Consider the following 25,980-nt stretch of genomic DNA (forward strand, 5'->3'; position numbering starts at 1 on the left):
GTCAGCGGGCGGCGGCCGGCGGCGGAGTGGCCCGGTCGTGACACCCGGCGACCGACTCGGCCGGTATGCGGGTGACGTCGCACTGCGCGTTGCGGATCCCGACCGCGGCCACCGCACCCGCCGTCGCGAACAGCGCCGCGGTGACCAACGCGCCCTGCCGGAAACCGTCGAAATCGACTCTGCTGCCGACGATCACACCGGTGAACGCCACCGCGATCAGACCGGCGATCCGCGAGATCGCGTTGTTGACCGCCGACCCGACACCGCTCTGTGACGGTTCGACCGCGGCCAGCACGGCCGCCGTCAACGGCGACACGGTGATCGTCAGGCCGAGGCCGAACACCACCAGGCCGGGCAGCAGCTGGGTCCACACATCGACCGGCTCGTGCACCCCCGCCATCAGCACGAAGCCGGCCGCGGCCACCACCGGGCCCACCGCCATGAACAGCCGCGGACCGTGCACACCCGCCAGCGTGCCGAACCAGCGGGCCAGCAGAAACGACAGCACCGGGATCGGCAGCGTCACCAGCCCCGCCTCGGTCGCGCCGAGGCCGACCGTCTCCTGCAGGAACAGCGCCACGATCAGCATGCCGAGCGACACCGCCGCGTACAGGAACACCGTCGCGAGGTTGCCGACCGCGAAGTTGCGCGCGGCGAAGATCTGCAGCGGCATCATCGGGTGCGCGACCCGACGCTCCCACAGCGGGAACGCGGCCAGGCACGCCGCGCCCAGCACCAGTCCCGCGAGCACACCGAGGTGGGCGAAACCGAGCCGCTGGCCCTCGATCAGCGCGTAGACGACGGCGGTGAGACCGACCGCGTTGAGCGTCGCGCCGACCCCGTCGACGCGGCCGTCGCGCCCGGCGCCGCGCTCGTCGGCAGGCAGCCGGGTGGTCAGCGCCAGGGTCACGGCGAGCGGCAGCAGGTTGACCCCGAAGATCCAGCGCCAGTCGAGTGCGTCGACCAGGATCCCGCCCAGCAGGGGGCCGATCACGAACGCGGTCCCGGTCCACGCCGTCCAGGTGCCGATCGCGCGGGCTTGCGCGGCGCCGGTGAATCGGGCGTTGATCATCGCCAGCGAGCTGGGCACCAGGAACGCCGCCCCCACCCCCTGCAGCACGCGCGCGGCGACCAGCACCGCGCCGGTGGGCGCGAGCGCACACAGCACCGAGGCGACCGCGAACACGACCAGGCCCGCGCGCAGCACGGCGAGGCGCCCGAACTGGTCGGACACCGCGCCGGCCACCAGGATCAGCGCGCCCAGCGCCAGCAGGTACCCGTCGAGCACCCACTGCTGAAGCGCGAGACCGGCGTCGAACTCGCGGCTGATCGCCGGCAACGCGAGATTGACCACCGAGCCGTCGAGGAACGCCACGAACGACGCGAGGACCGCGACCGCGATCAGCGGTCGATCGGAGTCCTCAGCGCGCATCCGGCTGGGCCGGGACCTCGTCGGGCGACGCGTCCTGCACCGGCGGCAGCGCGCGCTGCGCCGTGCGGATCGCCAGATAGGTCACCAGCGCGGCGACGGCGGTCAGCGGCCAGCCCATCGCGATGCGCGCCACCCCCAGCCACCCGGTCTGGTCGGCGTCGTAGAGGTGGTGCTGAACGACGAAGCGGGAGGCGAACACCAGCACCCAGACCAGGGTCGCGATGTCGAAGGCCCGCACCGCCTTGCGGACTGCGCGCCAGTCACGGCCGTGGCCGTTGACCCAGCTCCAGACATAACCCACGACCGGGCGGCGGATCAGCACCGAGACGCCGAACACCACCGCCCAGAACAGCGACGTCCAGATGCCGAGCAGGAAGTAGCCCTTGGACTCGCCCATCACGTAGGCGATCAGCGCGCAGATCCCGACGCCGAAGAAACCCGAGATCGCGGGCTGGGCGGACTCGCGGCGGACCAGCCGCCAGATCAGCACGAGCGCCGCCGCACCGAGCGCCGAGATGATGGCCGGCATCAGGCCGGCGAGTTGGGAGACGGGAACGAAGACCAGAACGGGCAGCGACGAATAGATCAGGCCGCTGATGCCGCCCATCTGCTCGAGGACGGCGTTCGCCTTGTGGTTGTTCGGGGTGCCCGGCGCGGATCCGGGGCCGCTCACTTCTGAATCTCGTAGTGCGGGTTGTAAATCGCCTTGGCGCCGGTGTCGAGTTTGCCGACGCGACCGTGCACCTTGAGCGTGCGCCCCGACTCGATGCCGGGGATCCGGCGCTGACCGAGCCACACCAGCATCACGGTGTCGGTGCCGTCGAACAGCTCCGCCTTCACACCGCCCGCGCAGCCCTTGCCGTTGCACTCGACGCTGCGCAGGGTGCCGATCATGGTCACTTCCTGGCCGCGCTGACAATCGATCGCCTTCTGGGCGCCAGTCATGGCGGCTTCGTCGCTGAGCTCTTCGACGTCAAGTTGCTCGGGGTCTTCGGTCAACCGCCGAGTCAGCCGGCGCAGATACCCTTCGGCCGTAGCCATGGCCTCTCCTGACTATCGCAGATCCACCGTGGATCTACCCCAATCAACGCCACGGTAGACCTGTTGGTTCCAAGATGCCACGTGGGGTCACCTCGCCACGCCGGGCCGTTTCGGGCCAAGGCACGATCAAGGCATGACGGTCACTCTGCGCGGCGTCACGACGGTCCTGCTGCCGGGCACCGGGTCCGACGACGACTTCGTCTACCGGGCGTTTTCGGCGGCCCTGCACGCGCACGGCGCCACCGTCGTGACCCCACCGCCCCAACCACACCGGCTCGTCGCCGGCTACCGCGAGGCGCTCGATGAGGCCGCGCGCGGGGGTCCCGTGGCGGTCGGCGGTGTCTCGATCGGCGCGGCGGTCGCCACGGCGTGGGCGCTGGCCCATCCGAGTCGCGCGGTCGGGGTGCTGGCCGCCCTGCCCGCCTGGACCGGATCCCCGCAGTGGGCGCCTGCGGCGGCCGCCGCGCGTCACTCGGCGGAGTTGCTGCGCCGCGACGGGATCGCCGCGGCGACCGCGACGATGCGGGCCTCGAGCCCGCCGTGGCTGGCCGACGAGCTGAGCCGGTCTTGGCTGGGCCAGTGGCCTGCGCTGCCCGACGCGATGGACGAGGCGGCCGGCTACGTCGCTCCGACCCTCGACGAGCTGGGCCGGATGGCGGTCCCGATGGGCATCGCCGGGGCGGTCGACGATCCGGTCCACCCGATCGAGGTCGCCGCCGAATGGGTGGCGGCGGTCCCGCGCGCGGCGCTGCGCACACTCACCCTCGACGAACTGGGCGCCGACCCGGCGGCGCTGGGCGCGGCGTGCGTCGCGGCCCTGCTGGAGGCGTGAGCGTCAGCCGCCGGTGATCGTGCGCAGCTGCTGCATCGCCGACCCCTGCTCGCTGCGACGCGCCGCCGGCTGAGGGGGCGGCGGCTGCTGCAGACCGGCCTGTTGCGCCTGCTGGGCGGCGGCCTGTTCGGCGGCGGCGCGCAGCTGGTTGGCCATCGGTTCGGGCAGTTCAACGGGCAGCGGCGTGCGCACCGGCAGCGGGGTGTCGCCGCGGCGGACGACGGTGTCGGACAACGCTTCTCGCGCCTCCTCGGCGAGCGCGTCGATCTGGTCCTGCGGACCGTTGACTACGCAGCGGAGCATCCAGCGGTAACCGTCGACGCCGATGAACCGCACGACGCCGGGCTGCCCCTGCTGGGCGGCCTGCCCCTGCGGCGCCTGCGCCAGCCCGATGACCTCCCGGCTCCACGGGCCGTCCTGGATCGACACCTGGGCGCCGTCCTTGCGCAGCGAGTCGGCCAGCTCGGTGGCGATCTCGCGCCACAGGCCCGCGGTCTTGGGGGCGGCGTAGGCCGCGATGGTGAACCGCCCGTGCGGCGTGACCACCCAGATGGCGCTCGGCACGCCCTGCTGGCTCAGCTCGACCTGGACCTGACCGGCGGCGGGCAGCGGGATCAGCACCGACCCCAGATCCAGCCGGCCGGTGGCCGCGGCCGCCGCGTCGTCGAAGTCCTCGATGTCGAAGGGACCGTCGAGGTCATCACCCCCGGCGGGATCGACGGCCTGCTCGACCTGGTCCTCGCCGGCCGGTTCGACCCTGTCGTCCTTGTTTCGTCTTCCGAATGCCATCTCACAAACTCGCATGTCCGCCGGAGGAACCGTGGCCGCCATCGCCACGGGTGGTCTCACCCAAGCCTGCCTCGTCGAACGACGTGACCTCGACAAGCTCGGGCAACTCGACCCGCTGAACCAGTAGCTGCGCGATGCGGTCTCCGCGACGCACGACGATCGGTTCGGCGGGATCGAGGTTGATCAGCGCCACCTTGATCTCACCGCGGTAGCCGGCGTCGATCGTCCCTGGGCTGTTGACGATCGAAAGGCCAACGCGGGCAGCCAAACCCGAACGCGGATGGACAAGACCGACCATCTCGTGCGGAATGGCCACCGCGATGCCGGTCGGCACGAGCGCCCGGTGACCGGGCGCCAGCTCGACGTCGAGCGCGCTGTAGAGATCGACACCGGCGTCGCCGTCGTGGGCACGGCTCGGCATCGGCAGATCCGGGTCCAGTCGCACGACCGCCAGAGAGGTGGGCACGACGTCAGAGATTACTCTTGGCCCCGTGACCGACACGCGCGCCACGGCGCAATCCGTGCGCTACCGAGAGCGGCTCTGGGTGCCGTGGTGGTGGTGGCTGCCCGGGATGGGCCTGGCTGCGCTGATCGCGTTCGAGATCACGATGGGCGTGCCGACGCTGCCCGAATGGTTGCCCTACGCGCTGCTGCTGCCCGTTGCGGCCGTCGCGCTGCTGTGGCTGGGCCGCACCGAGGTGCGCGTGGTCGGCGGGGCCGACGACACCGAGCTGTGGGTCGGACCGGCACACCTGCCGGTCGGCGTGGTCTCGCGGTCGGCCGAAGTGCCGCGCACCGCGAAATCGGCCGCATTGGGCCGACAGCTCGACCCGGCGGCCTACGTCGTGCACCGGGCATGGGTGGGCCCGATGGTTCTGCTGGTTCTCGACGATCCCGAGGATCCGACGCCGTACTGGCTGATCAGCTCGCGGCACCCGGATCGGGTGTTGGCCGCGCTACGCAGTTGACCTGACTCAGGCCGCGCAGTCCGAGCAGATCATCATCCCGTTCTTCTCGCTGGCCAGCCGGCTGCGGTGATGTACCAGGAAGCAACTCGAGCAGGTGAATTCGTCGGCCTGCTTGGGAATCACCCGCACCGACAGTTCCTCGCCGGACAGGTCGGCGCCCGGCAATTCGAAGTTCTCGGCGGACTCCGACTCGTCGACGTCGACCACCGCCGACTGGGCCTCGTTACGCCGCGCCTTGAGCTCCTCGAGCGAATCTTCCGAGACGTCGTCCGTCTCGGTGCGCCGCGGGGCGTCGTAATCGGTAGCCATCTTCGTCCCCTCCGGACAACCCTTGTTTGAACCTTGTGCGACAGAGCTTTGTACCAGCGTCGAACGCATCCACCAAATGATTCGTGCCCGTATTGGTACCCGTTCCACTGTGATTTATGTCACAGCTCGTATCCTGCCACCCGAAGAGCCCGGCAGCAGGGGCTTTAGAGTGCATTCCGTGGTCGCGCAAATCACCGAGGGCACGGCGTTCGACAAGCACGGGCGTCCGTTCCGCCGGCGGAACTACCTGCCGGGAGCTTTGCTGTTCGTCGCGCTGTCGGTCGTGACGCTGCTGGTGTGGGTCATCGCCCTCAACCGTCCCGCCGATGTCCCGCAGGCGGTGATCTGCAACCCGCCGCCCGCGCCCGCGGATGCCGCCGCGCCGCCTCCGGCCCTGGGCACGCAGGTGTCGCGCGCCGACATGGTCGAGGTGACGCCGGCCCGGCTCGCCGACACCCGGATCCAGGTGCTCAACGCCAGCGGGCAGGGCGGTCAGGCCGCCGAGGTGGCGGGCGCGCTCAAGGACCTGGGTTTCGCGGAGCCGACGGCGGCCAACGACCCGATCTACACCACCGCCCGCCTGGAGTGCCAGGGCCAGATCCGGTTCGGCGAGGCGGGCCGGGCGGCCGCGGCTGCGGTCTGGCTCGTCGCGCCGTGCGCCGAACTGTTCCAGGACGAACGCCCCGACGACAGCGTCGACCTCGCGCTGGGCACCGACTTCACCGAGCTGAGCAGCAGCGACGACATCGAGGCCGTCCTGGCAAGCCTGCGCCCGGACGCGACCCAGGCCGCCGATCCCGCGCTGCTGTCGAAGGTCCACTCAGGCGTATGCTGACGTAACCCGTTGTAACGCAATCAGTTTCAGCTAGGGAACGCCGGCTGCGCGCAGCAACTCCCCCAGCGCGGCGGCAACTCCCGGCGCCGCGGCGACGATGAAGCCGGGACCGCCCGCCGTGCCCTGACCCGTCGGCAACTGCAGCACCGCGCCGGCCTCGGCGGCGATCAGCGCCCCGGCCGCCCAGTCCCACACGTGCACCCCGTCCTCGTAGTAGGCGTCGAGCTGACCCGCGGCGACCATGCACAGGTCCAGCGCGCAGGATCCGATTCGGCGCAGGTCGCGTACCTCGGGCAGTACTCGGGGAAGGACGGCCGCCTGCCGGGCCCGGTGGTCGCGGTCGTACGAGAAGCCGGTGCCCAGCAGCGATTGCGACAGCTCGACGGCACCGCTGGTGCGCAGCGGCGTGGTGCCGTCGCCGTCGTGCAGATGAGCGCCGTGACCGACGGCCGCCGAGTACAGCGCCCCGGTCGGCACGTTGGCGACCGCACCCGCCACCGACGCACCATCGCGCTGCACGGCCACCGACACCGCATAGGCGTCGAGGCCGTAGACGAAGTTCACCGTGCCGTCGATGGGGTCGAGCACCCAGGTCAGCTCGCCGACTCGGGTGGCGGTGCTGCCGCCCTCCTCCTCGCCGAGCACGTGGTCGTCGGGCCGCAGTGCGGCGAGCCGGTCCCGCAGCAGCCGCTCGGTCTCGGTGTCGACGACCGTGACGGGGTCGGTGGGCGAGCTCTTGGTCCGGACGTCCGACACGCTCGCCGACTCGGGTCCGAAGACCTCGGCGCGGCGGCGACGGGCGAACTCCGCGGCCTCGGTGGCCAGTTGTTCGGCGACCGAGCGGAGCGTGACGGGATCGGCGGTTTCAGACACCCACCCATCGCAACACGTTCGGCCCGCGTTGTCGCGAATAGCTTGCGCGACAGCGCCGCATTGTTTTTCTCGAGCCACTAAGGTGTGGCGCATGACCTGGCCGGACAGTCGGGCCGGAGCTAAGGAGCGCACATGACCGCGACCGATTCACCCGCCGTCGCGCCGGACGCCGGGCAAGGTCAGCGCCGCGGCTTCGGCATCGACGTCGGGGGTAGCGGCATCAAGGGCGGCATCGTCGACCTGGACACCGGGCAGCTGATCGGTGACCGGTTCAAACTGCCCACCCCGCAACCGGCCACGCCGGACGCGGTCGCCAAGACCGTCGCCGCGGTGGCGCGCGAGTTCGGCTGGACCGACAAGCTCGGCGTGACCTATCCCGGCGTGGTGACCGACGGGATCGTGCGCACCGCGGCCAACGTAGACAAGGCGTGGATCGGCGTGAACGCCCGCGACGCGATATCCGCCGAACTGGACGGTCAGCAGGTCACGGTGCTCAACGACGCCGACGCCGCGGGGCTGGCCGAGGAGAAGTTCGGCGCCGGCCGCGACAACACCGGCCTGATCGTGCTGCTGACGTTCGGCACCGGCATCGGCTCGGCGGTCATCCACAACGGGGTGCTGCTGCCGAACACCGAGTTCGGGCACCTCGAGGTCGGCGGCAAAGAGGCCGAACACCGCGCCGCGTCCTCGGTCAAGGAACGCAAGGACTGGAGCTACGACCGGTGGACGGTCGAGGTGACCAAGGTGCTGGTGGCCATCGAGAACGCGATCTGGCCCGACCTGTTCATCGCCGGCGGCGGCATCAGCCGCAAGGCCGACAAGTGGATCCCGCTGCTGAAGAACCGCACGCCGGTGGTGGCCGCGGCGCTGCAGAACACCGCCGGCATCGTCGGCGCCGCGATGGCCTCCGACGTCGACGTCACAGCTACTGCCAAGTAGCCACGCCGACGACCAGCAATTTGCCGCTCGGGGCGGCGCTACCCCACACTGTCGTTACAATGGTCGTCGGCGGCCGCAGCCCGGATAAGCGGAGATCTCAACCGCCAACATTCGATAGCCGACGCTTTTCGATGGCGCACAACCACCCCCGCTTCGCGGTGGGCCCAGCCCGCGATGAGCAGTACCACTAGAAAGGGTGTTCGTGGCAGCGACAAAAGCAAGCCCGGCAACCGACGAGCCGGTGAAGCGCACCGCCACCAAGGCCCCCGCCAAGAAGGCGACCGCAGCCAAGGCCGCCAACGGCACGGCGCCCGCGAAGAAGGCCGCCAAGTCGGCCGCGCCGGCCAAGAAGGCCGCCAAGGCCCCGGCGAAGCGCGCGACCAAGGCGAAGGCGCCCGCGACCCGCGCGAAGAAGGCCACCTCTGCCGATCCGGACGCCACCAAGGCTGAGGGCGACACCGACGAGCTCGACAACGACGACCTCGAAGCCGAGCCCGGCGACGAGCTGGAGGTCGAGGACACCGACATCGACCTGGAGGATCTCGAGGTCGAGGAAGCCGGCGACGACGCCGCCGAGGAGACCGCCGAGGGTGACACCGCGGCCGCCGCCACCGGGGACGCCGCCGCCGAGGACGACGAGATCGCCGAACCGTCCGAGAAGGACAAGGCCTCCGGCGACTTCGTCTGGGACGAGGAGGAATCCGAGGCGCTGCGGCAGGCCCGCAAGGACGCCGAGCTCACCGCGTCCGCCGACTCGGTGCGCGCGTACCTCAAGCAGATCGGCAAGGTGGCGCTGCTCAACGCCGAGGAAGAGGTCGAGCTGGCCAAGCGCATCGAGGCCGGCCTGTACGCCACCCAGCTGATGGCCGAGAAGGCCGCCAAGGGCGAGAAGTTCACCCCGACCGAGCGTCGCGACATGACGTGGATCTGCCGTGACGGCGACCGCGCGAAGAACCACCTGCTGGAGGCCAACCTGCGCCTGGTGGTGTCGCTGGCCAAGCGCTACACCGGTCGTGGGATGGCGTTCCTGGACCTCATCCAGGAAGGCAACCTGGGCCTGATCCGCGCGGTCGAGAAGTTCGACTACACCAAGGGCTACAAGTTCTCGACCTACGCCACCTGGTGGATCCGGCAGGCGATCACCCGTGCGATGGCCGACCAGGCGCGCACCATCCGCATCCCGGTGCACATGGTCGAGGTGATCAACAAGCTCGGCCGCATCCAGCGCGAGCTGCTGCAGGACCTGGGCCGCGAGCCCACTCCTGAAGAGCTGGCCAAGGAGATGGACATCACGCCGGAGAAGGTGCTGGAGATCCAGCAGTACGCGCGTGAGCCGATCTCGCTGGACCAGACCATCGGCGACGAGGGCGACAGCCAGCTCGGCGACTTCATCGAGGACTCCGAGGCCGTGGTGGCCGTCGATGCGGTGAGCTTCACGCTGCTGCAGGACCAGCTGCAGTCGGTGCTCGAGACGCTCTCCGAGCGCGAGGCGGGTGTGGTGCGGCTGCGGTTCGGCCTCACCGACGGTCAGCCGCGCACGCTCGACGAGATCGGCCAGGTATACGGCGTGACCCGCGAGCGCATCCGGCAGATCGAGTCGAAGACGATGTCGAAGTTGCGCCACCCCAGCCGCTCTCAGGTGCTGCGCGACTACCTGGACTGACCGCGAACAGACGCAAAAGTGCCCCTTTGCCCACGCAGAGGGGCACTTTTGCGTCTGCTCGCCATGAGACTGATGAGACGCCTATCTTGCGGTGAGACTGATGTCTCATTATGATCTTGACGTCTTGATCCCGCCGACTCCGGAGCCGATGGTGCCGCTCACCCGCGCCGACATGGACAGAAAGCTCGACGAGCACTTCGCCTACGAGGCGAGTGACGACGTGGAGGGCGTGCTGGACACGCTGGCCGCCGACGTCGAGCACGACGTGGTCGGCGCGCCGACGGGGCCGACCGGCCGCGACGGCGCCCGCGACTTCTACGAGGGCCTGTTCGCCGACCTGTCCGACGGCACCTTCACCACGATCCGCCGGCTCTACGGCGAGGACTTCATCGTCGACGAATCCCATTGGCGGGGAACAGCATCGGGAAAGCCGTTCGGTCTCGACGGGCGGGACCGGCCGCTGGAGTTCCGGCTGCTGCACGTCATGCAGTTCACCGCCGACGGGGACATCGGCCGCGAGAACGTGTGGGTGGACCGCGCCGCGATCATCGCGCAACTCCCCCAGGACTGACCGTGACCACCCGGCCGAACCAGAAGAGCCGCACGCGAAAAGATCTGCTGCAGGCCGCTTCTCGGCTGCTGCGCGAGGGACGCACGCCGACGCTCGAGCAGGTCGCCGAGGAGGCGATGGTCTCACGCGCGACGGCGTACCGGTACTTCCCCAGCGTCGACGCACTGCTCATCGAGGCCCCGCTCGACGACGAACTCCCCGAGCCCGCCGAACTGTTCCGCGACGTCGCCACCACCGATCCGATCGAACGGATGCTCCTCGTGGACGATGCGATGCAGCAACTGATCTCGGCCAACGAGCGTCCCCTGCGGCTGATGCTGGCCCAGTCGCTTCAGCGCGACAGCGGCGAGATACCCGCGCGCCAGAACCGGCGCACCGCGCTCATCGAGGCGGCCCTGGCACCGGCCCGCGGGGACTTCTCCCCCGACGCGCTCGACACCGTGACCGAGGCGCTGGCGGTGTTCATCGGCACCGAGTCCATGGTCGTGTTCAGCGACGTGCTGCGGGTCGACGCCGAGCGGGCCCGCAGCGTCCGCCGGTTCGCGATTCAGGCTCTCATCGAGGCTGCCCGCAAACATTGATCGGCGCGGAACCTGTAGTGTTCCAGGCCGTGCCCGACAAACCCGCAAAAGTTCCGCCGATGCCGGTGGTCCGCGCCGTCAACCGACTCCGTGCCGGATTGCAACGGCTGCACCGCTCCACGGTGCCCAGCAGCGTCGCGATTCTCGAGATGGCCACCGGCGCCTGGACGACCCAGACCATGTACGCCGCCGCGAGACTGGGCCTCGCCGACCAACTGGCGGCCGGGCCCGCCTCGGCTGCCGTGCTCGCCGATCGGGTGGGAGCCCACCCCGATGCGCTCTACCGGCTGATGCGGGCGCTGGCGTCGAACGGGTTACTCACTCACCGCCCCGACGACACGTTCGCCCTGACCAAAGTCGGTGAGGCGCTGCGCTCCGATGCGCCCGAGTCGATGCACGACATGGTGTTGTTCATCGGACACCAGGCCCGCTGGGAGGACTGGGGCAACCTGCTGCACTCGGTGCAGACCGGCGAGCCGTCGGTGCTCAAGCTCCGCGGGATGTCGTATTGGGATTACCTCGAGCAAGACAGCGAACTGGCGCAGGTCTTCAACGACGCGATGACCGCGACGAGCGGGATCACCAACGAGGTCGCGCTGAGCCAGTACGACTTCACGAACTTCAAGCTGATCGTCGACGTGGGCGGCGGCCACGGGTTGCTGCTGTCGACGATCCTGCGCCGAGCGCCGAAGGCGCGCGGTCTGGTCTACGACCTGCCGTCAGTGGTCAGCGGCGCTGACGCGACCTTTGAGGCGGCGGGCCTGGCCGAGCGCTGCTCGGCCGAAGGGGGCTCGTTCTTCGACCGGGTGCCCGGGGGCGGCGACGCCTACGTGCTCAAGAACATCATCCACGACTGGAACGACGACGACTCCGTCAGGATCCTGCGCAACATCCGGACCGCGATCGCGCCCGACGGCAAACTGCTGCTGCTGGAGATGGTGCTGCCCGACCGGGCCGACGCGTTCATCGGCTTCCAGTTGGACCTCGAGATGCTCGTGACCGTCGGCGGCCGCGAGCGCACCCGCGACGACTTCGCGAACTTGTTGCGCCAGGCCGGGTTCCGGCTGGACCGCGTCATCGACACCGTCGCACCCGTCTCGATCATCGAGGCCTCGCCGGCCTGACGGGGCGCTGACACCGGTTCGGACGAACCTGCCCCATTTCGCGGTGATCTTGTAGATCGCGGCGCTAGCGTACGACGCTGTGAGCCTCGTCGCCGAAATACGTGCCCGCCACCGCGTCAACCGTGAACTCAACACAGGCGAACCCGAACTCAAACTCATTCCGCTGCTGGCCGATCCCGAACGGGACTTCCTCGATGTCGGCGCCAATACCGGCGTCTACTCGTTCATGGCGCTCGGGAGGTTCCGCAGGGTGCTTGCCGCAGAGGCACATCCGGGTCTGGTCGGCGGGCTGCGCCGCATGCTCAGAAACGACGATCAGGTGCTCGCCGTGGCGCTGTCCGACGAAGTCGGCAGCACCACGTTGCATGTGCCGGTGCGGCGCGGCCGCGACGTCACCACGCGCTGTTCACTGCAGGCCGATGCCAATCCCGGCTTCTCGCTGCGCACGGTGACGGTGCCGACGACGACCGTCGACCATCTCGGACTGGACCGGCTCGCGCTGATCAAGATCGACGTGGAGGGGCACGAACTGAAGGTGCTGCGCGGCGCGGCACAGACGTTGGCCGCGTCCAAGCCGGTCTGCATCGTCGAATGCGAGGAGCGGCACAACGCCGGCGGCGTCGCGCAGGCGTTCGCGTTCTTCGACGGCCTGGGTTACCGCGGCTACTACCTGCATCGCGGAGTGCTGCACGACGGTGCGGGATTCGACGCCGCCGAACTGCAGCGTCCGGAGAACGCGAAGGCCGTCGGCGGGGGCCGCAGCGCCGACTACGTGAACAACTTCCTGTTCGTGCACCCGGACAACGCCGAGCCCCTGACCCGGATCAGGCGGGGCCTGACCGGGTAGCTACCGCCGCTTGTCGCGCACCTTATAGGTCGAGGGCCACGACTCGCGGGTCTCGTCGCCGGTCAGCGGGATGCCCTTGCTGCCGATCTTGATGTCGTAGGCCTCCTTGCCGGGCCCGACCTCCCGGTTGGCGTGCTCGGTGGCCAGATAGATCAGCTGGTCGATCTCGGCCTCGGCGAACGCGACGAACGACGTCTTGCGCACGATGTCGTCGGCGCCGGCGGCGATCCGGTCCGGCAGCACCCGGGTGGCGAACGCGGCACCGGCCAGCAACGCGAACGGGATGACCCAGTAGCAGACGAACGACAGCGGGGTCCTGGTGTCGAGGATGGTGGCGTCGCCGTACACGATCGGCGGGATCGCCGACGACACCGTCATCCCGCCGAAGGCGCCCACCCAGATCCACGTCAGCAGCGAGGTGACCTTGGCGAACAGTTCGCTCTTGACGACGTGCGCCGGCTGCCCGACTTCCGCGAACTCCCGGATGAACGGCTTGCCGATCAGCACCCCGGTGAGCGCGACCAGGAAAATCCCGGCGTTGCTCAGTGGCTGCATCCACCGCTCAATGACCGCCTGGTCGAGCGTGAACGTCAACACCGTGAGCACCAAAAAGGTTGCCAGGGCGCCGATTTCGAGGACACGGCCCGGACCGCCGCGGACCCGGCCGAGCACGAACGCCGCGACCGCCACGGCGAGTGCGATCAGCACGGCCACGGTGAACGGGACGTTCCCGACGAGCACCCAGTAGACGATCCACGGCGCAAGACCTAACAAAATGCCCACGATTTGTAATTGTAGAGACGCGCGGTGGCGGCTTGTCGGTGATCTAGTTTTGTCCCCATGTCGCAGCGCCGGAACGTGTCGTCGGACTCGCCCTACGAAGAGACGGTCGGCTACTCGCGGGCGGTGCGCACCGGCCCGTTCGTCGCGGTGTCCGGCACGACCGGGGCCGGCGACGACGTCACCAGTCAGGCCCGCGACGCGCTGCGCCGCATCGAGACCGCGCTACGAGACGCGGGCGCGTCGCTGGCGGACGTGGTCCGCACCCGCATGTACGTCACCGACATCTCCCACTGGCGAGACGTCGGCGCCGTGCACGCCGAGGTGTTCGGCAGCATCCGTCCCGCCGCCACGATGGTGGAGGTGTCGGCGCTGATCGCCCCCGGCCTCCTCGTCGAGATCGAGGCGGACGCGTACGTCGCCGAACCTCAGCCCGACAGCGGGGCGAACCGGCCGTCGGCGCCGGGCAGGTAAGAAGTGACGCGGATCACAGCCGCCGTTGGCAAAGGCCCGTACAGATGCGGGAACACCATCTCCGCGGGATCGGTGGGAACACCGGCCTCCCAGCGAATCGGAGAGGACAGTCGTGCGGAGTCGATGCGCAGCAGCACCAGGTCGGTGCGCCCGGCGTAGAGCCGGTTGGCCGGCAGGTGAACCTGCTCGGGCGTCGACAGGTGCACGAAGCCGTTCGCGGTCAGCGAAACGGGGCGATGCTCGCCGTCGGCCAGCGCTGCTCGCCATTCGTCTTTGCTACACAGGTGTACGAGCACCGGCGGTGACGGAGTCATACCGTCAGCCTGCCGGGTCGGCAATTCGGCGTAACGGTGAGACACGACACACCGGTAAACCCCTTGGGAACAACGCCGGAAGCCAAAACGTCTGAGACAGTGGATGCACGCGAACAGTACGGAGGTCGCCATGACAAACGCAACGCTCACCAGTCCCCAGCTGACCCGGGCTGACCGCTGCGACCGTTGCGGCGCCGCGGCCCGCGTACGCGCGAAGCTGCCTTCGGGCGCCGAGTTGCTGTTCTGCCAACACCACGCCAACGAACACGAGGCCAAGCTGATCGAGCTGGCCGCGGTGCTCGAAGTCAGCCCGGTGGAGGCATAGCAGCCCGACACGGCCAGCCGCCCGGCTGGGCGCGGCGCATTCCGTCAGGAATGCTGGACTGGTCATGACCGACCAGTCCCAACCGCTCCCGACGCGGCCGTCGCGGCACCACGTTCGGCACATCGTCAAGAGGACGCTGTCCAAGAGTTGGGACGACTCGATCTTCTCGGAGTCGGCGCAAGCCGCCTTCTGGTCGGCGCTGTCGTTACCGCCGCTGCTGCTGGGAATGCTCGGCAGCCTCGCCTACATCGCGCCGTTGTTCGGCCCGGACACGCTGCCGACGATCCAGGAACAGATCATCGACACCGCGGCGAGGTTCTTCTCGTCCAACGTCGTCACCGAGATCATCGAGCCGACGATCCGCGACATCGTCAAGGGTGCGCGCGGTGAGGTGGTCTCGGTAGGGTTCGTGATCTCGCTGTGGGCCGGGTCCTCGGCGATCTCGGCGTTCGTCGACTCGATCACCGAGGCACACGACCAGACCCCGCTGCGGCACCCGGTGCGCCAACGCTTCTACGCGCTCGGGCTCTACGTGGTGATGCTGGTCGGCGTGATCATCAGCGCGCCGTTCATCGCGCTGGGCCCGCGTAAGGTCGCCGAGTTCATCCCGGACAGCTGGGACCACGTGCTGCAGTTCGGCTACTACCCGGTGTTGATCGTCGGGCTGATCGTGGCGGTCAACGTGCTCTATCGGGTGTCGCTGCCCAAACCGCTGCCCTCGCACCGGCTGCTGTTCGGCTCGGTGCTGGCCACGGTGGTGTTCCTGCTCGCGACGTTCGGGCTGCGGTTCTACCTGACGTGGATCACCGCGACCGGCTACACCTACGGTGCGCTCGCGACGCCGATCGCCTTCCTGCTGTTCGCGTTCTTCCTGGGGTTCGCGATCATGATCGGCGCCGAACTGAACGCGGCGATCCAGGAGGAGTGGCCGGCGGCGGCCACCCACGCCAACCGGTTCCGCTGGTGGCTCAAGGAAAAGGCCGAGACGCGCAACGGCGTCTCGGCCAACCGGACCAGGCCGGTGCCTGCGAGCCCGGCCGCGGACGCGCCCCCGCCGCCCGCGGCCCAGGCCGACAGCGCTACTTCTTGAGCTGTTCGTAGATGCGCTTGCAGTCCGGGCACACCGGGGAGCCGGGCTTGGCCGCCTTGGTCACCGGGAACACCTCGCCGCACAGCGCGACGACGTGCGTGCCCATCACCGCACTCTCGGCGATCTTGTCCTTCTTGACATAGTGGAAGAACTTCGGGGTATCGCTATCGGTCCCGTCGTCGACGCGTTCGTCGGTGTCGGTGCGCTCGATCGTCTGGGTCTGCATGGAGACCATTTTGCCTGTAATAAATCCGACCCGTACAGCGGAGCGACAATGTGGAACAGTGAAGGTATGAAACAAAGCCGTGAGCTGAGTTTCGACGACGAGGGCCGGCCCGTCCTCATCACACGCGCCGCTCCCGCCTACGAGGAACAGCACCGCCAGCGGGTCCGCAAGTACTTGACGCTCATGTCGTTCCGGATCCCGGCGCTCATCCTGGCCGCGATCGCCTACGGCATCTGGCACAACGGGTTGATCTCGCTGGCGATCCTGGTTGTGTCGATCCCGCTGCCGTGGATGGCCGTCCTGATCGCCAACGACCGGCCCCCGCGGCGCCGCGACGAACCGCGCCGCTACGCCGCCGAACATCGCATCCCGTTGTTCCCGACCGCCGAACGCCCGGCGCTGGAAGCCAGGATCGTGCGACCGTCGCAACCCGAGGATCGCGGCCAGGCCGGCGATGTTCCCAGCTGAGACGCCTCTAGCGCTTTTCTAAGGACATTCTCAGGTCGTCGACGAAAAACCGCTGATCAGAACGTGTGAACCGGCGAACTGCTGGGAACTCTTTGAACCTCGTGGGCGTTGTAGCTCATGACAGTTCGACTTGATCAGGAGGCCGTCATGGCAAATGCCACCATTCGCGTCGACCAGGACCTGGACGCTCAGAGTCCGGCCGCTGACCTCGTGCGTGTGTACCTCAATGGCATTGGCAAAACGGCCTTGCTCAACGCAGCGGACGAGGTGGAACTCGCAAAGCGCATCGAGGCCGGGCTTTATGCCCAGCACCTGCTCGACACGCGGAAGCGCTTGGGAGAGAACCGCAAACGTGATCTTGCTGCGGTCGTCCGCGACGGTGAGGCCGCCCGCCGCCACCTGCTGGAGGCCAACCTGCGCCTCGTGGTGTCGCTGGCGAAGCGCTACACCGGCCGCGGCATGCCGCTGCTCGATCTGATCCAGGAGGGCAACCTCGGGCTGATCCGCGCCATGGAAAAGTTCGACTACGCCAAGGGTTTCAAGTTCTCCACCTACGCCACCTGGTGGATCCGGCAGGCGATCACCCGCGGGATGGCCGATCAGAGCCGCACGATCCGGCTCCCGGTGCACCTGGTGGAGCAGGTCAACAAGCTCGCCCGCATCAAGCGCGAGATGCACCAGAACCTCGGCCGCGAGGCCACCGATGAGGAACTGGCCGCCGAGTCGGGCATCCCGGTGGAGAAGATCACCGATCTGCTCGAGCACAGCCGCGACCCGGTGAGCCTGGACATGCCGGTCGGCAGCGACGAGGAGGCCCCGCTGGGCGACTTCATCGAGGACGCCGAGGCGATGTCCGCGGAGAACGCGGTGATCTCCGAGCTCCTGCACACCGACATCCGGCACGTGCTGGCCACGCTCGACGAACGCGAGCAGCAGGTGATCCGCCTGCGGTTCGGCCTGGACGACGGGCAGCCCCGCACGCTCGATCAGATCGGCAAGCTGTTCGGCCTGTCCCGCGAGCGCGTCCGCCAGATCGAACGCGAGGTCATGGCCAAGCTCCGCAACGGTGAACGCGCCGACCGGTTGCGTTCCTACGCCAGCTAGACCCCCCCTTACGATCCCCGCCGGACCCCCCGCCGGCGGGGATCGTGCCGTCTGCGGGGCGCTGTGTCGCCGACGTAACAACGCAGTTCAGGCCCTCGGACCGGTAGACTCGACCTCTGACGGAGGGTTAGCGAATGAATGATCTAGTCGATACCACAGAGATGTACCTGCGGACGATCTACGACCTCGAGGAAGAGGGCGTCGTGCCGCTGCGCGCGCGCATCGCCGAGCGGCTGGATCAAAGCGGTCCCACCGTCAGCCAGACCGTTTCCCGGATGGAGCGCGACGGCCTGCTGCACGTGGCGGGTGACCGCCATCTCGAGCTGACCGACAAGGGCCGCGCGCTGGCCGTGGCCGTCATGCGCAAGCACCGGCTCGCCGAGCGACTGCTCGTCGACGTGATCGGGCTGCCGTGGGAGGAAGTCCACGCCGAGGCGTGTCGCTGGGAGCACGTGATGAGCGAGGACGTCGAACGCCGCCTCGTCCAGGTCCTCAACAACCCGACCACCTCGCCGTTCGGTAACCCCATTCCCGGTCTTTCCGAGCTGGGCCTGATCAGCACCACCGCCGGCGGCGACGCGGTGAACCTGGTGCGCCTGACCGAACTGCCCGCGGGCATGCCGGTCGCGGTGGTGGTCCGGCAGCTGACCGAGCACGTCCAGCGCGACGTCGACCTCATCAGCCGGCTCAAGGACGCCGGCGTGGTGCCCAACGCGCGCGTGACCGTGCAGACCAACGACAACGGCGGGGTGATGATCGTGATCCCCGGCCACGAACAGGTCGAGCTGCCGCACCAGATGGCGCACGCCGTCAAGGTCGAAAAGGTCTGAGCCGCAACGCTATCCAGCCCGGCGTCGGTATCCTCGCCGCGGCGGTAGCCGCACGCCGAGCTGATCGGCCAACCGGTAGCCGGTGGTGGCCAGCTCGCGGATGCGTTCCGGGCGCAACCCCGCCTGCAGGGCGCGGTCCAGCATGCCTGCCATCCGATGCGTGCCGTCACAGCGCAGCGCCGCCTCCAGCGACACCCCGGCCAGCGGGCCGTCACCGCGCGTGTAGGCCGAAAACGCGAGCAGGGTAAGCGCTTCCACCCGCCACGGCTCCGGCAGCCGCCGCGACAACTCGGCCCACAGCGACTCGGCCTGTCCGGCGCTCTCCCCCACCGCCAGCGCGTAGAGCGTGTCGCGCACCTGCAGATCGGTCAGCGCGGTGCCGAGCCGGGCCACATCCTTGTCGGGCAGCGGGTGACCGTCGGCGACGCGGCCCGCCGCCTCGATGGCGGCCTCGATGTCGGCGCGGGCGTCGGCGTCGGACCGGTCCGGCCCGGTGACGTCGATCATGTCGGCGACCGCGGCCGTCCGCGCGGGGTCGGTGACCGCGATGACCTGCTGCAGGTCGGCGCGCCGGGCGTAGAGCCGGCGACCGTCGAGCACCGCGGCCATGGCCAGCGGCGACGCCGACGGATCCTCGATGACACCCCCCTCTCCGCAGCCGTCCGCGCAGCGCCACCGGCCGCCCGCGGCGACCTGGTCGACGACGTGGGCGGCGAGCAGTTCGACACCCCACTCGGCGAGCCGCTCGGCCAGCGTGGCCGCGAGTTCGCGGTGCTCGTCGGCGCACGACGGGCAGTCCAGGCCCCGGTCGTCGACGATGACGCCGATCGCCGAGTCCGGTCCGGCCGCGGCGGCGACCTCGGCGACGTGGTCGATGCAGTCGTCGATGTCGTCGAGCTCGCCGGGCAGGTCGACGCGCATGACGCAGCCCAGCGTGCCGCGGTCGACCGTCAGCAGCACGAGCGAGTTTTCGGGCACGAAGCCCAGGACGGCGGGTAGGGCCGCGATCAGCACGCCGGGCCGGTTGAGCTGGAAGTCAGGTGAGTGCGATGTCGTCATGGGCTGACCTTCCCCGCCCGGTCGGACGGTGACGGCGCGTCGACGGCCCGGGTCGGCGAAGCTGGGGATGAGTTCGCGGTTGGGGATGAATTCACCCCGCGTTGCCGCCGGTCGGCGTGCGAGATCAGCGCAACCGGCGTACACCTTGTTGCTATGGCTTCGATGCTGGAGTACGACCTGGTCGTCATCGGTTCGGGTCCGGGCGGACAGAAGGCCGCGATCGCGGCGGCAAAGCTCGGCAAGACCGTGGCCGTGGTGGAGCGCGGACGGATGCTCGGCGGCGTTTGCGTGAACACCGGGACCATCCCGTCGAAGACGCTCCGCGAGGCCGTCGTCTACCTCACCGGGATGAGCCAGCGTGAGCTGTACGGCGCCAGCTACCGGGTCAAGGAGAAGATCACCCCGGCCGATCTGCTGGCCCGCACCAGCCACGTGATCGGCAAGGAGCAAGACGTCGTGCGCTCCCAGTTGATGCGCAACCGCATCGACCTGATCCAGGGTCACGGCCGGTTCATCGATGCGCACACCGTGCTGGTCGAGGAACCCACCCGCGGTGAGCGCACCACCCTCAGCGGCGAGTACATCGTGATCGCCACCGGCACCAAACCGGCGCGGCCCACCGGGGTGGAGTTCGACGAGGAACGCGTGCTCGACTCCGACGGCATCCTCGACCTCAAGTCCCTGCCGTCGACGATGGTCGTAGTGGGCGCCGGCGTGATCGGCATCGAGTACGCGTCGATGTTCGCCGCGCTGGGCACCAAGGTGACCGTCGTCGAGAAGCGCGAGAACATGCTGGAGTTCTGCGATCCCGAGATCATCGAGGCGCTGAAGTTCCATCTGCGCGACCTGGCGGTGACGTTCCGGTTCGGCGAGGAGGTCACCGCGGTCGACGTCGGCGCCGCGGGCACGGTCACCACCTTGGCCAGCGGCAAGCAGATCCCCGCCGAGACGGTGATGTACTCGGCGGGCCGGCAGGGCCAGACCGATCACCTCGATCTCGCCAACGCGGGCCTGGAAACCGATCCGCGCGGGCGCATCACCGTCGACAGCAACTTCCAGACCAAGGTCGACCACATCTACGCCGTCGGCGATGTCATCGGGTTCCCCGCGCTCGCGGCCACCTCGATGGACCAGGGCAGGCTGGCGGCCTATCACGCGTTCGGCGAGCCCGCCAAGGGCATGACCGACCTACAGCCCATCGGCATCTACTCGATCCCGGAGGTGTCCTACGTGGGCGCCACCGAGGTCGAATTGACCCGCAACGCAATCCCGTACGAGGTCGGCGTGTCGCGGTACCGCGAGCTCGCCAGGGGGCAGATCGCCGGCGACTCCTACGGCATGCTCAAGCTGCTGGTGTCCACCGATGACCTGAAGTTGTTGGGAGTACACATCTTCGGCACCAGCGCGACCGAGATGGTGCACATCGGCCAGGCCGTGATGGGCTGCGGCGGCACCATCGAATATCTCGTCGACGCGGTCTTCAACTACCCCACGTTCTCCGAGGCGTACAAGGTCGCCGCGCTCGACGTGATGAACAAGCTCCGCGCGCTCAGCCAGTTCCGCAGTTAGCCGCATTCGTCGTCGTAGACGGTCGGCGGGTCGTCGGCAGGCCCGCCGGCTTCGGCGCGGTCCCGCAGGCGTGCCACCGCGTCGTCGAACGGCGGTGAGTACGAGGTGTTTTCGTCGCATCCGCCGCCGTTGAGACCACCGACCAGTCCGGTGACCGTCGATCCCATCACCCACGGCGCGCCGGAGAGGCCGTCGGCGAGGCCGCGGCACGGCAGCGACGGGTATCCGTGCGTGGCCGGCGCGGTGCTGGCGGTGCAGGTGATCGGGCCGCCGCCGACACCCGTCTCGTAGCCGGTGACCGTGACGACCGCTCCCGGCGGCGGCGCCGCCCCGAGCCGCAGCCCGCCGCCCGCGAGCTGCGCCAGGGACGGCCCGCCGTCGCGGCTGACCCGCGCGATCGCGAAGTCGGCGTGCGGGTCCTGGTCGTCGGTCCAGCGGGGGTCGAAGTAGACGGCGTCGAGATGCCAGGAGTCGACGTCGCCGGAGTGCTCGTCGTAGCCGGCGACGAAGGTGGCGTCGTCGACACCGGTCAGGCAGTGCGCGGCGGTCAGGATCAGGTTGCCGTCGGCGCCGTCATTTCCGGGCGCCAGCACCGACGCCGTGCAGGTGTGCAACCACGGGGTGCCGGTGAACACCGCGCCCACGGCCGGGTCCGGCGCCGCCTGGTGCGCGCTGGACAGCGACGCCACCACTGGTGTGGTGCGCGCTGCCGGCGCCTGGCAGCCCGCTGTGAGCGCGGCGACGGCAATACTCACCGTCACCGTCCGCGCGGCGGTCGCGAAGCTCATCTGCCGATTTTGCCCGACCGCACCGACCCCCGGCCGGAGCAAACTTTTCGCTCCCGGTGAGCATGGGTAGTCCGGCAACGGGAACGCAACGTGCGCGAGACTAGTTGTGACTGGTAGAAGACAACACTGTCCGGCACCACGGCGAGGAGGCGATTCATGGCTGACGCTGGGAAACCTGAGCATCACTACCAGCCCGAGCAGTCCGGCATGTACGAGCTGGAGTTCCCCGCACCGCAACTGTCGTCGACCGACGGCCGCGGTCCGGTGCTCATCCACGCGCTCGAGGGGTTCTCCGACGCCGGGCACGCGATCCGCCTGGCCGCTCAGCACCTGAAGAACACGCTCGACACGGAGCTGGTGGCGTCGTTCGCCATCGACGAACTACTGGACTACCGCTCGCGCCGGCCGTTGATGACGTTCAAGACCGACCACTTCACCCATTACGAGGATCCCGAGCTCAACCTGTACGCCCTGCGCGACAGCGTCGGCACCCCGTTCCTGCTGCTCGCCGGGCTCGAGCCGGACCTGCGCTGGGAGCGTTTCATCACCGCGGTCCGGCTGCTGGCCGAGCGCCTCGGCGTGCGCCGGGTCGTCGGCCTCGGCACCATCCCGATGGCCGTGCCGCACACCCGGCCCATCACGATGACCGCGCACTCCAACGACAAGGAGCTCATCGCCGATCACCAGCCGTGGGTCGGCGAGGTGCAGGTGCCGGGCAGCGTGTCGAACCTGCTCGAGTTCCGGATGTCGCAGCACGGCCACGAGGTGGTCGGCTTCACCGTGCACGTGCCGCACTACCTGGCGCAGACCGACTACCCCGCCGCCGCCGAGGCGCTGCTGGCCGAGGTGGCCAGGAACGCGTCGCTGCAGATCCCGCTGGACGCGCTGGCGACCGCGGGCGCCGAGGTGCTGGACAAGGTCAATGAGCAAGTCGAGGCCAGCCCCGAGGTTGCGCAGGTGGTGACCGCGCTGGAACGCCAGTACGACGCGTTCGTCTCCGCGCAGGAGAACCGTTCGCTGCTGGCCAGCGACGAGGACCTGCCCAGCGGCGAGGAACTCGGCGCCGAGTTCGAGCGATTCCTGGCTCAGCAGGCCGAGAAGAAGTCCAAGGACCGCCACCAGGACGGCGACGAGACCGGTTAAGGGGCGTCCCGGCCAGCGGTCGCCCAAATAGCGCACCCCGCGGCGGCCAGCTAAGTTGTCGCAATGGCAGCGCGAAAGGCCAATCTGCGGCCGGTCCGGGAACTGACGCCCACGCTGCAGTTCCGCACCATCCACGGTTACCGGCGCGCGTACCGGGTGGCGGGTACGGGACCGGCGATCCTGCTGATCCACGGCATCGGCGACAACTCCACGACCTGGGAGACGGTGCAGTCCAAGCTGGCCCAGCGCTTCACCGTCATCGCACCGGATCTGCTCGGGCACGGCAAATCCGACAAGCCGCGCGCGGACTACTCGGTGGCGGCCTACGCCAACGGGATGCGCGACCTGCTCAGCGTGCTCGACATCGACCACGTCACCGTCGTCGGGCACTCGCTGGGCGGCGGCGTGGCCATGCAGTTCGCCTACCAGTTCCCGCAATTGGTCGACCGGCTGATCCTGGTCGGCGCCGGCGGGGTCACCAAGGACGTCAACATCGCGTTGCGGTTCGCGTCGCTGCCGATGGGCAGCGAGGCGCTCGCTCTGCTCCGGCTGCCGCTGGTGCTGCCCGCCCTACAGCTGATGGGTCGGGTGGCCGGCGGCGCGCTCGGGTCGACCGGGATCGGCCGCGACCTCCCGCAGGCGCTGCGGATCCTGGCCGATCTGCCCGAGCCCACCGCGTCGTCGGCGTTCGCCCGCACGCTGCGTGCGGTGGTGGACTGGCGGGGCCAGGTGGTCACCATGCTCGACCGGTGTTATCTGACGCAATCGGTTCCCGTGCAACTGATCTGGGGCAGCGGAGACTCGGTGATCCCGGTGAGCCACGCCCGCATGGCGCACGCCGCGATGCCCGGCTCGCAACTGGAGATCTTCAACGGCTCCGGGCACTTCCCGTTCCACGACGACCCCGACCGGTTCGTCGAGGTGGTGCAGAAGTTCATCGACTCCACCGAACCCGCGGTCTACGACCAGGAGTACCTGCGCGGTCTGCTGCGCGCCGGGGTCACCGAGGGCGCCATCGCCGGTTCGGTGGACACACGTGCCGCGGTGCTCGATGCGATGGACGCCGACGAGCGCAGCGCGACCTGACGCGGAGCGACCACCGCCTCCTCGACACGACGTAGCATCGGGGCATGCCTATCGACGTGACCGTGCTGCGCGTGTTCACCGACCCCGACGGCAACCACGGGAACCCGCTCGGAGTCGTCGACGCCGACTCCGTCGACCCCGCCGACCGGCAACGCGTCGCCACCGAATTGGGTTACAGCGAAACCATTTTCATCGATCTCCCCGGCACCGGGGCGAACACCGCACACGCGCGGATTTTCACCCCCGCCGTCGAGTTGCCGTTTGCCGGGCACCCCACCGTCGGCGCATCCTGGTGGCTGCGCGAGCAGGGCACGCCGGTGCACACATTGCAGGTTCCGGCGGGCATCGTGCAGGTTCGATACGACGACGACCTCACCTCGGTCAGCGCCCGCGCCGAGTGGGCGCCGGACTTCGCGATCTACGACCTCGCCTCGGTCGCCGATCTCCTCGCCGCCGACCCTGCGGACTACCCCGACGGCATCAACCACTACCTGTGGACGTGGACGGACAAGGAGCAGGGCCAGATCCGATCACGCATGTTCGCGTCCGATCTGGGAGTGCCCGAGGACGAGGCCACCGGTGCTGCCGCCGTGCGGATCACCGACTACCTGAGCCGCGACCTGCACATCGTGCAGGGCAAGGGATCTCACATCTACACCCAGTGGAGCGCGGAAGGTTGGGTTCGTGTCGCCGGTCGCGTGGTCGACGACGGCGTCAAGCAGGTCGACTGATCCGACTAACTGGCGGTGGGCTGGGGCGAATTGCGGTGCGCCCGCAGCGCCTCGATCTCGCGCTCGAAGTCGTCGGCCGAGGTGAAACCCCGATACACCGACGCGAACCGCAGATAGGCCACCTCGTCCAGATCCCGCAGCGGCCCCAGGATCGCCAACCCCACCTCGTGACTGGGCACCTCGGGGCCGGCGGCCCGCACCGCGTCCTCGACCTGCTGGGCCAGCAGGTTCAGCGCGTCATCGTCGACCTGGCGGCCCTGACAGGCGCGGCGCACCCCTTTGATGACCTTCTCGCGGCTGAACGGTTCGGTGACCCCGCTTCGCTTGACGACGGCCAGCACCGCGGTCTCCACGGTCGTGAACCGTCTACCGCACTCCGGGCAGGATCGCCGCCGCCGGATCGCCTGGCCCTCGTCGGTCTCCCGGGAATCGACCACACGCGAATCGGGATGGCGACAGAACGGACAGTGCATCACCGCTCCTTCGCCAGGCCAACAAACGACTACATCAAACGTCTTCGAGCGTACCCGCGCACTGTCCCGCAGGCCCAGAACAGGGCCGATTGGCGCGTAGGCCACCCATTTGTCGGCGAACATCGCTGCGAGGCAAGGCTTTCGAAACTGGGCGCGCCGCGTCAGCCGACCGGCGCGATCAGCGTCTGACCTGCGTCCAGTGCTGCGGTGTCGAGGTGGTTGAGTTCACGGATCTGCTCGACCACCTGACTGACCGGCGCATCCGGCGCGACCCGCTGCGCGACCTGGTGCAGGCTCTCGCCCATCTGTACCTGCACCACGGCGAGACGGTCGGGCGTCGGCGCCGGGTCGGCACCCACCACGCCGCCGAACTGCGCGACGAGCCCCAGCCACACCGTGATTCCCGCCGCGACCAGCGCCAGCAGCACCGTGGTGCCGGGAGTGATCGGCCGCCTGCGGTGCCCCGCCCGCGACATCGTCACGCCGGGACCGCGGTAGCGCAGGGGCGCCCCGCCCGGACGCTGCGACCGGGGCCGCCGGCTCGGTTCGACCCGCCTGCGACGCGGCTGCGCCGCGGGTGCTGCCTGGATTTCCCGGGTGTCGAGGATCGTCATCGTGTTGCCCTTCCGTCCGCTGCTTTCGCTCTTATGTTCGATGATACTCGATCAGGTGTTCGAGTGATAGAACATGTGATCGAACTGTTGCCAAACGATAAA

33 protein-coding genes are annotated in these 25,980 nt (G+C 69.1%); 19 read left to right on the forward strand and 14 right to left on the reverse strand.

Annotation, left to right across the window (positions count from 1 at the left end; translation table 11 throughout):
• Nucleotide 1 precedes the first annotated feature (1 nt).
• From BLW81_RS23325 to BLW81_RS23335, 3 genes are read right to left on the reverse strand one after another with little or no spacing between them, the layout of a single operon-like run.
• Nucleotides 2-1,432 carry an MFS transporter gene (locus BLW81_RS23325; protein ID WP_083409239.1) on the reverse strand — a complete coding sequence of 477 codons (1,431 nt, stop codon included), beginning with the start codon at nucleotides 1,430-1,432 and terminating at the stop codon, nucleotides 2-4.
• On the reverse strand, nucleotides 1,422-2,105 hold the full coding sequence (locus BLW81_RS23330) for a DUF3159 domain-containing protein (RefSeq protein ID WP_235632073.1): 684 nt from the start codon (nucleotides 2,103-2,105) through the stop codon (nucleotides 1,422-1,424). The genes BLW81_RS23325 and BLW81_RS23330 overlap by 11 nt, the downstream gene beginning before the upstream one ends.
• Nucleotides 2,102-2,473, reverse strand: a complete 372-nt coding sequence (locus tag BLW81_RS23335; protein WP_083409240.1) for an OB-fold nucleic acid binding domain-containing protein — start codon at nucleotides 2,471-2,473, stop codon at nucleotides 2,102-2,104. Before BLW81_RS23335 ends, BLW81_RS23330 begins: the two co-directional genes overlap by 4 nt.
• A 133-nt stretch (nucleotides 2,474-2,606) precedes the next feature.
• Between BLW81_RS23335 and BLW81_RS23340 the strand changes: the two genes are divergently transcribed.
• Complete coding sequence (locus tag BLW81_RS23340) at nucleotides 2,607-3,305, forward strand: serine aminopeptidase domain-containing protein (RefSeq protein WP_083409241.1); 699 nt, start codon at nucleotides 2,607-2,609, stop codon at nucleotides 3,303-3,305.
• Nucleotides 3,306-3,308: 3 nt separating this feature from the next.
• Here BLW81_RS23340 and BLW81_RS23345 read toward each other — a convergent pair whose 3' ends face one another.
• Together BLW81_RS23345 and dut are read right to left on the reverse strand one after the other, a co-directional pair.
• Complete coding sequence (locus BLW81_RS23345; protein ID WP_083409242.1) at nucleotides 3,309-4,094, reverse strand: DUF3710 domain-containing protein; 786 nt, start codon at nucleotides 4,092-4,094, stop codon at nucleotides 3,309-3,311.
• Between the two features lies 1 nt (nucleotide 4,095).
• Complete coding sequence (dut, locus tag BLW81_RS23350; RefSeq protein WP_083409243.1) at nucleotides 4,096-4,560, reverse strand: dUTP diphosphatase; 465 nt, start codon at nucleotides 4,558-4,560, stop codon at nucleotides 4,096-4,098.
• 25 nt (nucleotides 4,561-4,585) lie between these two features.
• Between dut and BLW81_RS23355 the strand changes: the two genes are divergently transcribed.
• Complete coding sequence (locus BLW81_RS23355) at nucleotides 4,586-5,062, forward strand: DUF3093 domain-containing protein (protein WP_083409244.1); 477 nt, start codon at nucleotides 4,586-4,588, stop codon at nucleotides 5,060-5,062.
• Nucleotides 5,063-5,068: 6 nt separating this feature from the next.
• Here BLW81_RS23355 and BLW81_RS23360 read toward each other — a convergent pair whose 3' ends face one another.
• Nucleotides 5,069-5,371, reverse strand: a complete 303-nt coding sequence (locus BLW81_RS23360) for a DUF4193 domain-containing protein (protein WP_069416252.1) — start codon at nucleotides 5,369-5,371, stop codon at nucleotides 5,069-5,071.
• A 178-nt stretch (nucleotides 5,372-5,549) separates the two neighbouring features.
• Between BLW81_RS23360 and cei the strand changes: the two genes are divergently transcribed.
• Nucleotides 5,550-6,206 (forward strand): envelope integrity protein Cei, encoded by a 657-nt coding sequence (cei, locus tag BLW81_RS23365; protein ID WP_083409245.1) that lies wholly within the window; start codon nucleotides 5,550-5,552, stop codon nucleotides 6,204-6,206.
• 30 nt (nucleotides 6,207-6,236) lie between these two features.
• Here the strand turns inward: cei and BLW81_RS23370 are convergent, their stop codons facing one another.
• Nucleotides 6,237-7,079 carry an inositol monophosphatase family protein gene (locus BLW81_RS23370; RefSeq protein ID WP_235632074.1) on the reverse strand — a complete coding sequence of 281 codons (843 nt, stop codon included), beginning with the start codon at nucleotides 7,077-7,079 and terminating at the stop codon, nucleotides 6,237-6,239.
• A gap of 132 nt (nucleotides 7,080-7,211) precedes the next feature.
• Between BLW81_RS23370 and ppgK the strand changes: the two genes are divergently transcribed.
• The 6 genes from ppgK (at nucleotide 7,212) to BLW81_RS23400 (ending at nucleotide 12,804) form a co-directional block, all read left to right on the forward strand.
• Nucleotides 7,212-8,018 carry a polyphosphate--glucose phosphotransferase gene (gene ppgK / locus BLW81_RS23375; RefSeq protein ID WP_083409247.1) on the forward strand — a complete coding sequence of 269 codons (807 nt, stop codon included), beginning with the start codon at nucleotides 7,212-7,214 and terminating at the stop codon, nucleotides 8,016-8,018.
• Nucleotides 8,019-8,220: 202 nt separating this feature from the next.
• Nucleotides 8,221-9,681, forward strand: a complete 1,461-nt coding sequence (locus tag BLW81_RS23380) for an RNA polymerase sigma factor (RefSeq protein ID WP_083410764.1) — start codon at nucleotides 8,221-8,223, stop codon at nucleotides 9,679-9,681.
• 100 nt (nucleotides 9,682-9,781) lie between these two features.
• Nucleotides 9,782-10,252, forward strand: a complete 471-nt coding sequence (locus BLW81_RS23385; RefSeq protein ID WP_235632075.1) for an ester cyclase — start codon at nucleotides 9,782-9,784, stop codon at nucleotides 10,250-10,252.
• Nucleotides 10,253-10,254: 2 nt separating this feature from the next.
• On the forward strand, nucleotides 10,255-10,833 hold the full coding sequence (locus tag BLW81_RS23390; RefSeq protein WP_157897810.1) for a TetR/AcrR family transcriptional regulator: 579 nt from the start codon (nucleotides 10,255-10,257) through the stop codon (nucleotides 10,831-10,833).
• A gap of 29 nt (nucleotides 10,834-10,862) precedes the next feature.
• A complete protein-coding gene (locus tag BLW81_RS23395; protein ID WP_456093738.1) occupies nucleotides 10,863-11,957 on the forward strand; it encodes a methyltransferase in 1,095 nt (364 codons plus the stop codon).
• A gap of 79 nt (nucleotides 11,958-12,036) precedes the next feature.
• On the forward strand, nucleotides 12,037-12,804 hold the full coding sequence (locus BLW81_RS23400) for an FkbM family methyltransferase (protein ID WP_083409248.1): 768 nt from the start codon (nucleotides 12,037-12,039) through the stop codon (nucleotides 12,802-12,804).
• Here the strand turns inward: BLW81_RS23400 and BLW81_RS23405 are convergent, their stop codons facing one another.
• Complete coding sequence (locus BLW81_RS23405; RefSeq protein ID WP_083409249.1) at nucleotides 12,805-13,587, reverse strand: hypothetical protein; 783 nt, start codon at nucleotides 13,585-13,587, stop codon at nucleotides 12,805-12,807.
• A gap of 57 nt (nucleotides 13,588-13,644) precedes the next feature.
• On the opposite strand from BLW81_RS23405, the gene BLW81_RS23410 reads away from it, so the two are divergent.
• Nucleotides 13,645-14,058 (forward strand): RidA family protein, encoded by a 414-nt coding sequence (locus BLW81_RS23410; protein WP_083409250.1) that lies wholly within the window; start codon nucleotides 13,645-13,647, stop codon nucleotides 14,056-14,058.
• Here the strand turns inward: BLW81_RS23410 and BLW81_RS23415 are convergent.
• Nucleotides 14,013-14,372: a DUF952 domain-containing protein gene (locus tag BLW81_RS23415; RefSeq protein ID WP_083409251.1), complete on the reverse strand. Its 360-nt coding sequence runs from the start codon at nucleotides 14,370-14,372 to the stop codon at nucleotides 14,013-14,015. The two genes, BLW81_RS23410 and BLW81_RS23415, sit on opposite strands and share 46 nt — an antisense overlap.
• A gap of 130 nt (nucleotides 14,373-14,502) precedes the next feature.
• Here BLW81_RS23415 and BLW81_RS23420 point away from each other — a divergent pair, with 130 nt between their 5' ends.
• On the forward strand, nucleotides 14,503-14,697 hold the full coding sequence (locus BLW81_RS23420) for a DUF7455 domain-containing protein (protein ID WP_083410768.1): 195 nt from the start codon (nucleotides 14,503-14,505) through the stop codon (nucleotides 14,695-14,697).
• 64 nt (nucleotides 14,698-14,761) lie between these two features.
• Nucleotides 14,762-15,787, forward strand: a complete 1,026-nt coding sequence (locus BLW81_RS23425; protein ID WP_083409252.1) for a YihY/virulence factor BrkB family protein — start codon at nucleotides 14,762-14,764, stop codon at nucleotides 15,785-15,787.
• On the opposite strand, the gene BLW81_RS23430 is transcribed toward BLW81_RS23425, so the two are convergent.
• The gene (locus BLW81_RS23430) at nucleotides 15,777-16,013 is read right to left on the reverse strand and encodes a DUF3039 domain-containing protein (protein ID WP_083410769.1); all 237 of its coding nucleotides are present in this window, start codon (nucleotides 16,011-16,013) and stop codon (nucleotides 15,777-15,779) included. The genes BLW81_RS23425 and BLW81_RS23430 overlap by 11 nt on opposite strands.
• A gap of 66 nt (nucleotides 16,014-16,079) precedes the next feature.
• Here BLW81_RS23430 and BLW81_RS23435 point away from each other — a divergent pair, with 66 nt between their 5' ends.
• The 3 genes from BLW81_RS23435 (at nucleotide 16,080) to BLW81_RS23445 (ending at nucleotide 18,415) form a co-directional block, all read left to right on the forward strand.
• Nucleotides 16,080-16,481, forward strand: coding sequence for a DUF3099 domain-containing protein (locus BLW81_RS23435; protein WP_083409253.1), 402 nt, complete (start codon nucleotides 16,080-16,082; stop codon nucleotides 16,479-16,481).
• A gap of 147 nt (nucleotides 16,482-16,628) precedes the next feature.
• Nucleotides 16,629-17,585 carry a sigma-70 family RNA polymerase sigma factor SigB gene (sigB, locus tag BLW81_RS23440; protein WP_083409254.1) on the forward strand — a complete coding sequence of 319 codons (957 nt, stop codon included), beginning with the start codon at nucleotides 16,629-16,631 and terminating at the stop codon, nucleotides 17,583-17,585.
• A gap of 134 nt (nucleotides 17,586-17,719) precedes the next feature.
• Nucleotides 17,720-18,415 (forward strand): iron-dependent transcriptional repressor DtxR, encoded by a 696-nt coding sequence (locus BLW81_RS23445; RefSeq protein WP_083409255.1) that lies wholly within the window; start codon nucleotides 17,720-17,722, stop codon nucleotides 18,413-18,415.
• A 9-nt stretch (nucleotides 18,416-18,424) separates the two neighbouring features.
• On the opposite strand, the gene BLW81_RS23450 is transcribed toward BLW81_RS23445, so the two are convergent.
• The gene (locus tag BLW81_RS23450) at nucleotides 18,425-19,474 is read right to left on the reverse strand and encodes a DUF4192 domain-containing protein (protein ID WP_083409256.1); all 1,050 of its coding nucleotides are present in this window, start codon (nucleotides 19,472-19,474) and stop codon (nucleotides 18,425-18,427) included.
• A 162-nt stretch (nucleotides 19,475-19,636) separates the two neighbouring features.
• On the opposite strand from BLW81_RS23450, the gene sthA reads away from it, so the two are divergent.
• Entirely contained in the window at nucleotides 19,637-21,043 is a 1,407-nt protein-coding gene (gene sthA, locus BLW81_RS23455; RefSeq protein ID WP_157897992.1) for a Si-specific NAD(P)(+) transhydrogenase, read from the forward strand.
• Here the strand turns inward: sthA and BLW81_RS23460 are convergent.
• Nucleotides 21,040-21,831 carry a trypsin-like serine peptidase gene (locus BLW81_RS23460; protein WP_083409258.1) on the reverse strand — a complete coding sequence of 264 codons (792 nt, stop codon included), beginning with the start codon at nucleotides 21,829-21,831 and terminating at the stop codon, nucleotides 21,040-21,042. The two genes, sthA and BLW81_RS23460, sit on opposite strands and share 4 nt — an antisense overlap.
• A 156-nt stretch (nucleotides 21,832-21,987) precedes the next feature.
• Here BLW81_RS23460 and BLW81_RS23465 point away from each other — a divergent pair, with 156 nt between their 5' ends.
• From BLW81_RS23465 to BLW81_RS23475, 3 genes are all read left to right on the forward strand, one after another.
• Entirely contained in the window at nucleotides 21,988-22,974 is a 987-nt protein-coding gene (locus BLW81_RS23465; RefSeq protein ID WP_083409259.1) for a proteasome assembly chaperone family protein, read from the forward strand.
• A gap of 63 nt (nucleotides 22,975-23,037) precedes the next feature.
• Nucleotides 23,038-24,060, forward strand: coding sequence for an alpha/beta fold hydrolase (locus tag BLW81_RS23470; protein ID WP_083409260.1), 1,023 nt, complete (start codon nucleotides 23,038-23,040; stop codon nucleotides 24,058-24,060).
• 44 nt (nucleotides 24,061-24,104) lie between these two features.
• Entirely contained in the window at nucleotides 24,105-24,791 is a 687-nt protein-coding gene (locus BLW81_RS23475; protein ID WP_083409261.1) for a PhzF family protein, read from the forward strand.
• Between the two features lie 5 nt (nucleotides 24,792-24,796).
• Here the strand turns inward: BLW81_RS23475 and nrdR are convergent, their stop codons facing one another.
• Nucleotides 24,797-25,264, reverse strand: coding sequence for a transcriptional regulator NrdR (gene nrdR / locus BLW81_RS23480; RefSeq protein WP_083409262.1), 468 nt, complete (start codon nucleotides 25,262-25,264; stop codon nucleotides 24,797-24,799).
• A gap of 161 nt (nucleotides 25,265-25,425) precedes the next feature.
• Nucleotides 25,426-25,878, reverse strand: coding sequence for a LysM peptidoglycan-binding domain-containing protein (locus BLW81_RS23485; protein WP_083409263.1), 453 nt, complete (start codon nucleotides 25,876-25,878; stop codon nucleotides 25,426-25,428).
• Nucleotides 25,879-25,980: the final 102 nt, after the last annotated feature.

The sequence above is a fragment of the Mycolicibacterium rutilum genome (assembly GCF_900108565.1).
GTDB classification, from domain to species: Bacteria; Actinomycetota; Actinomycetes; order Mycobacteriales; family Mycobacteriaceae; genus Mycobacterium; species Mycobacterium rutilum.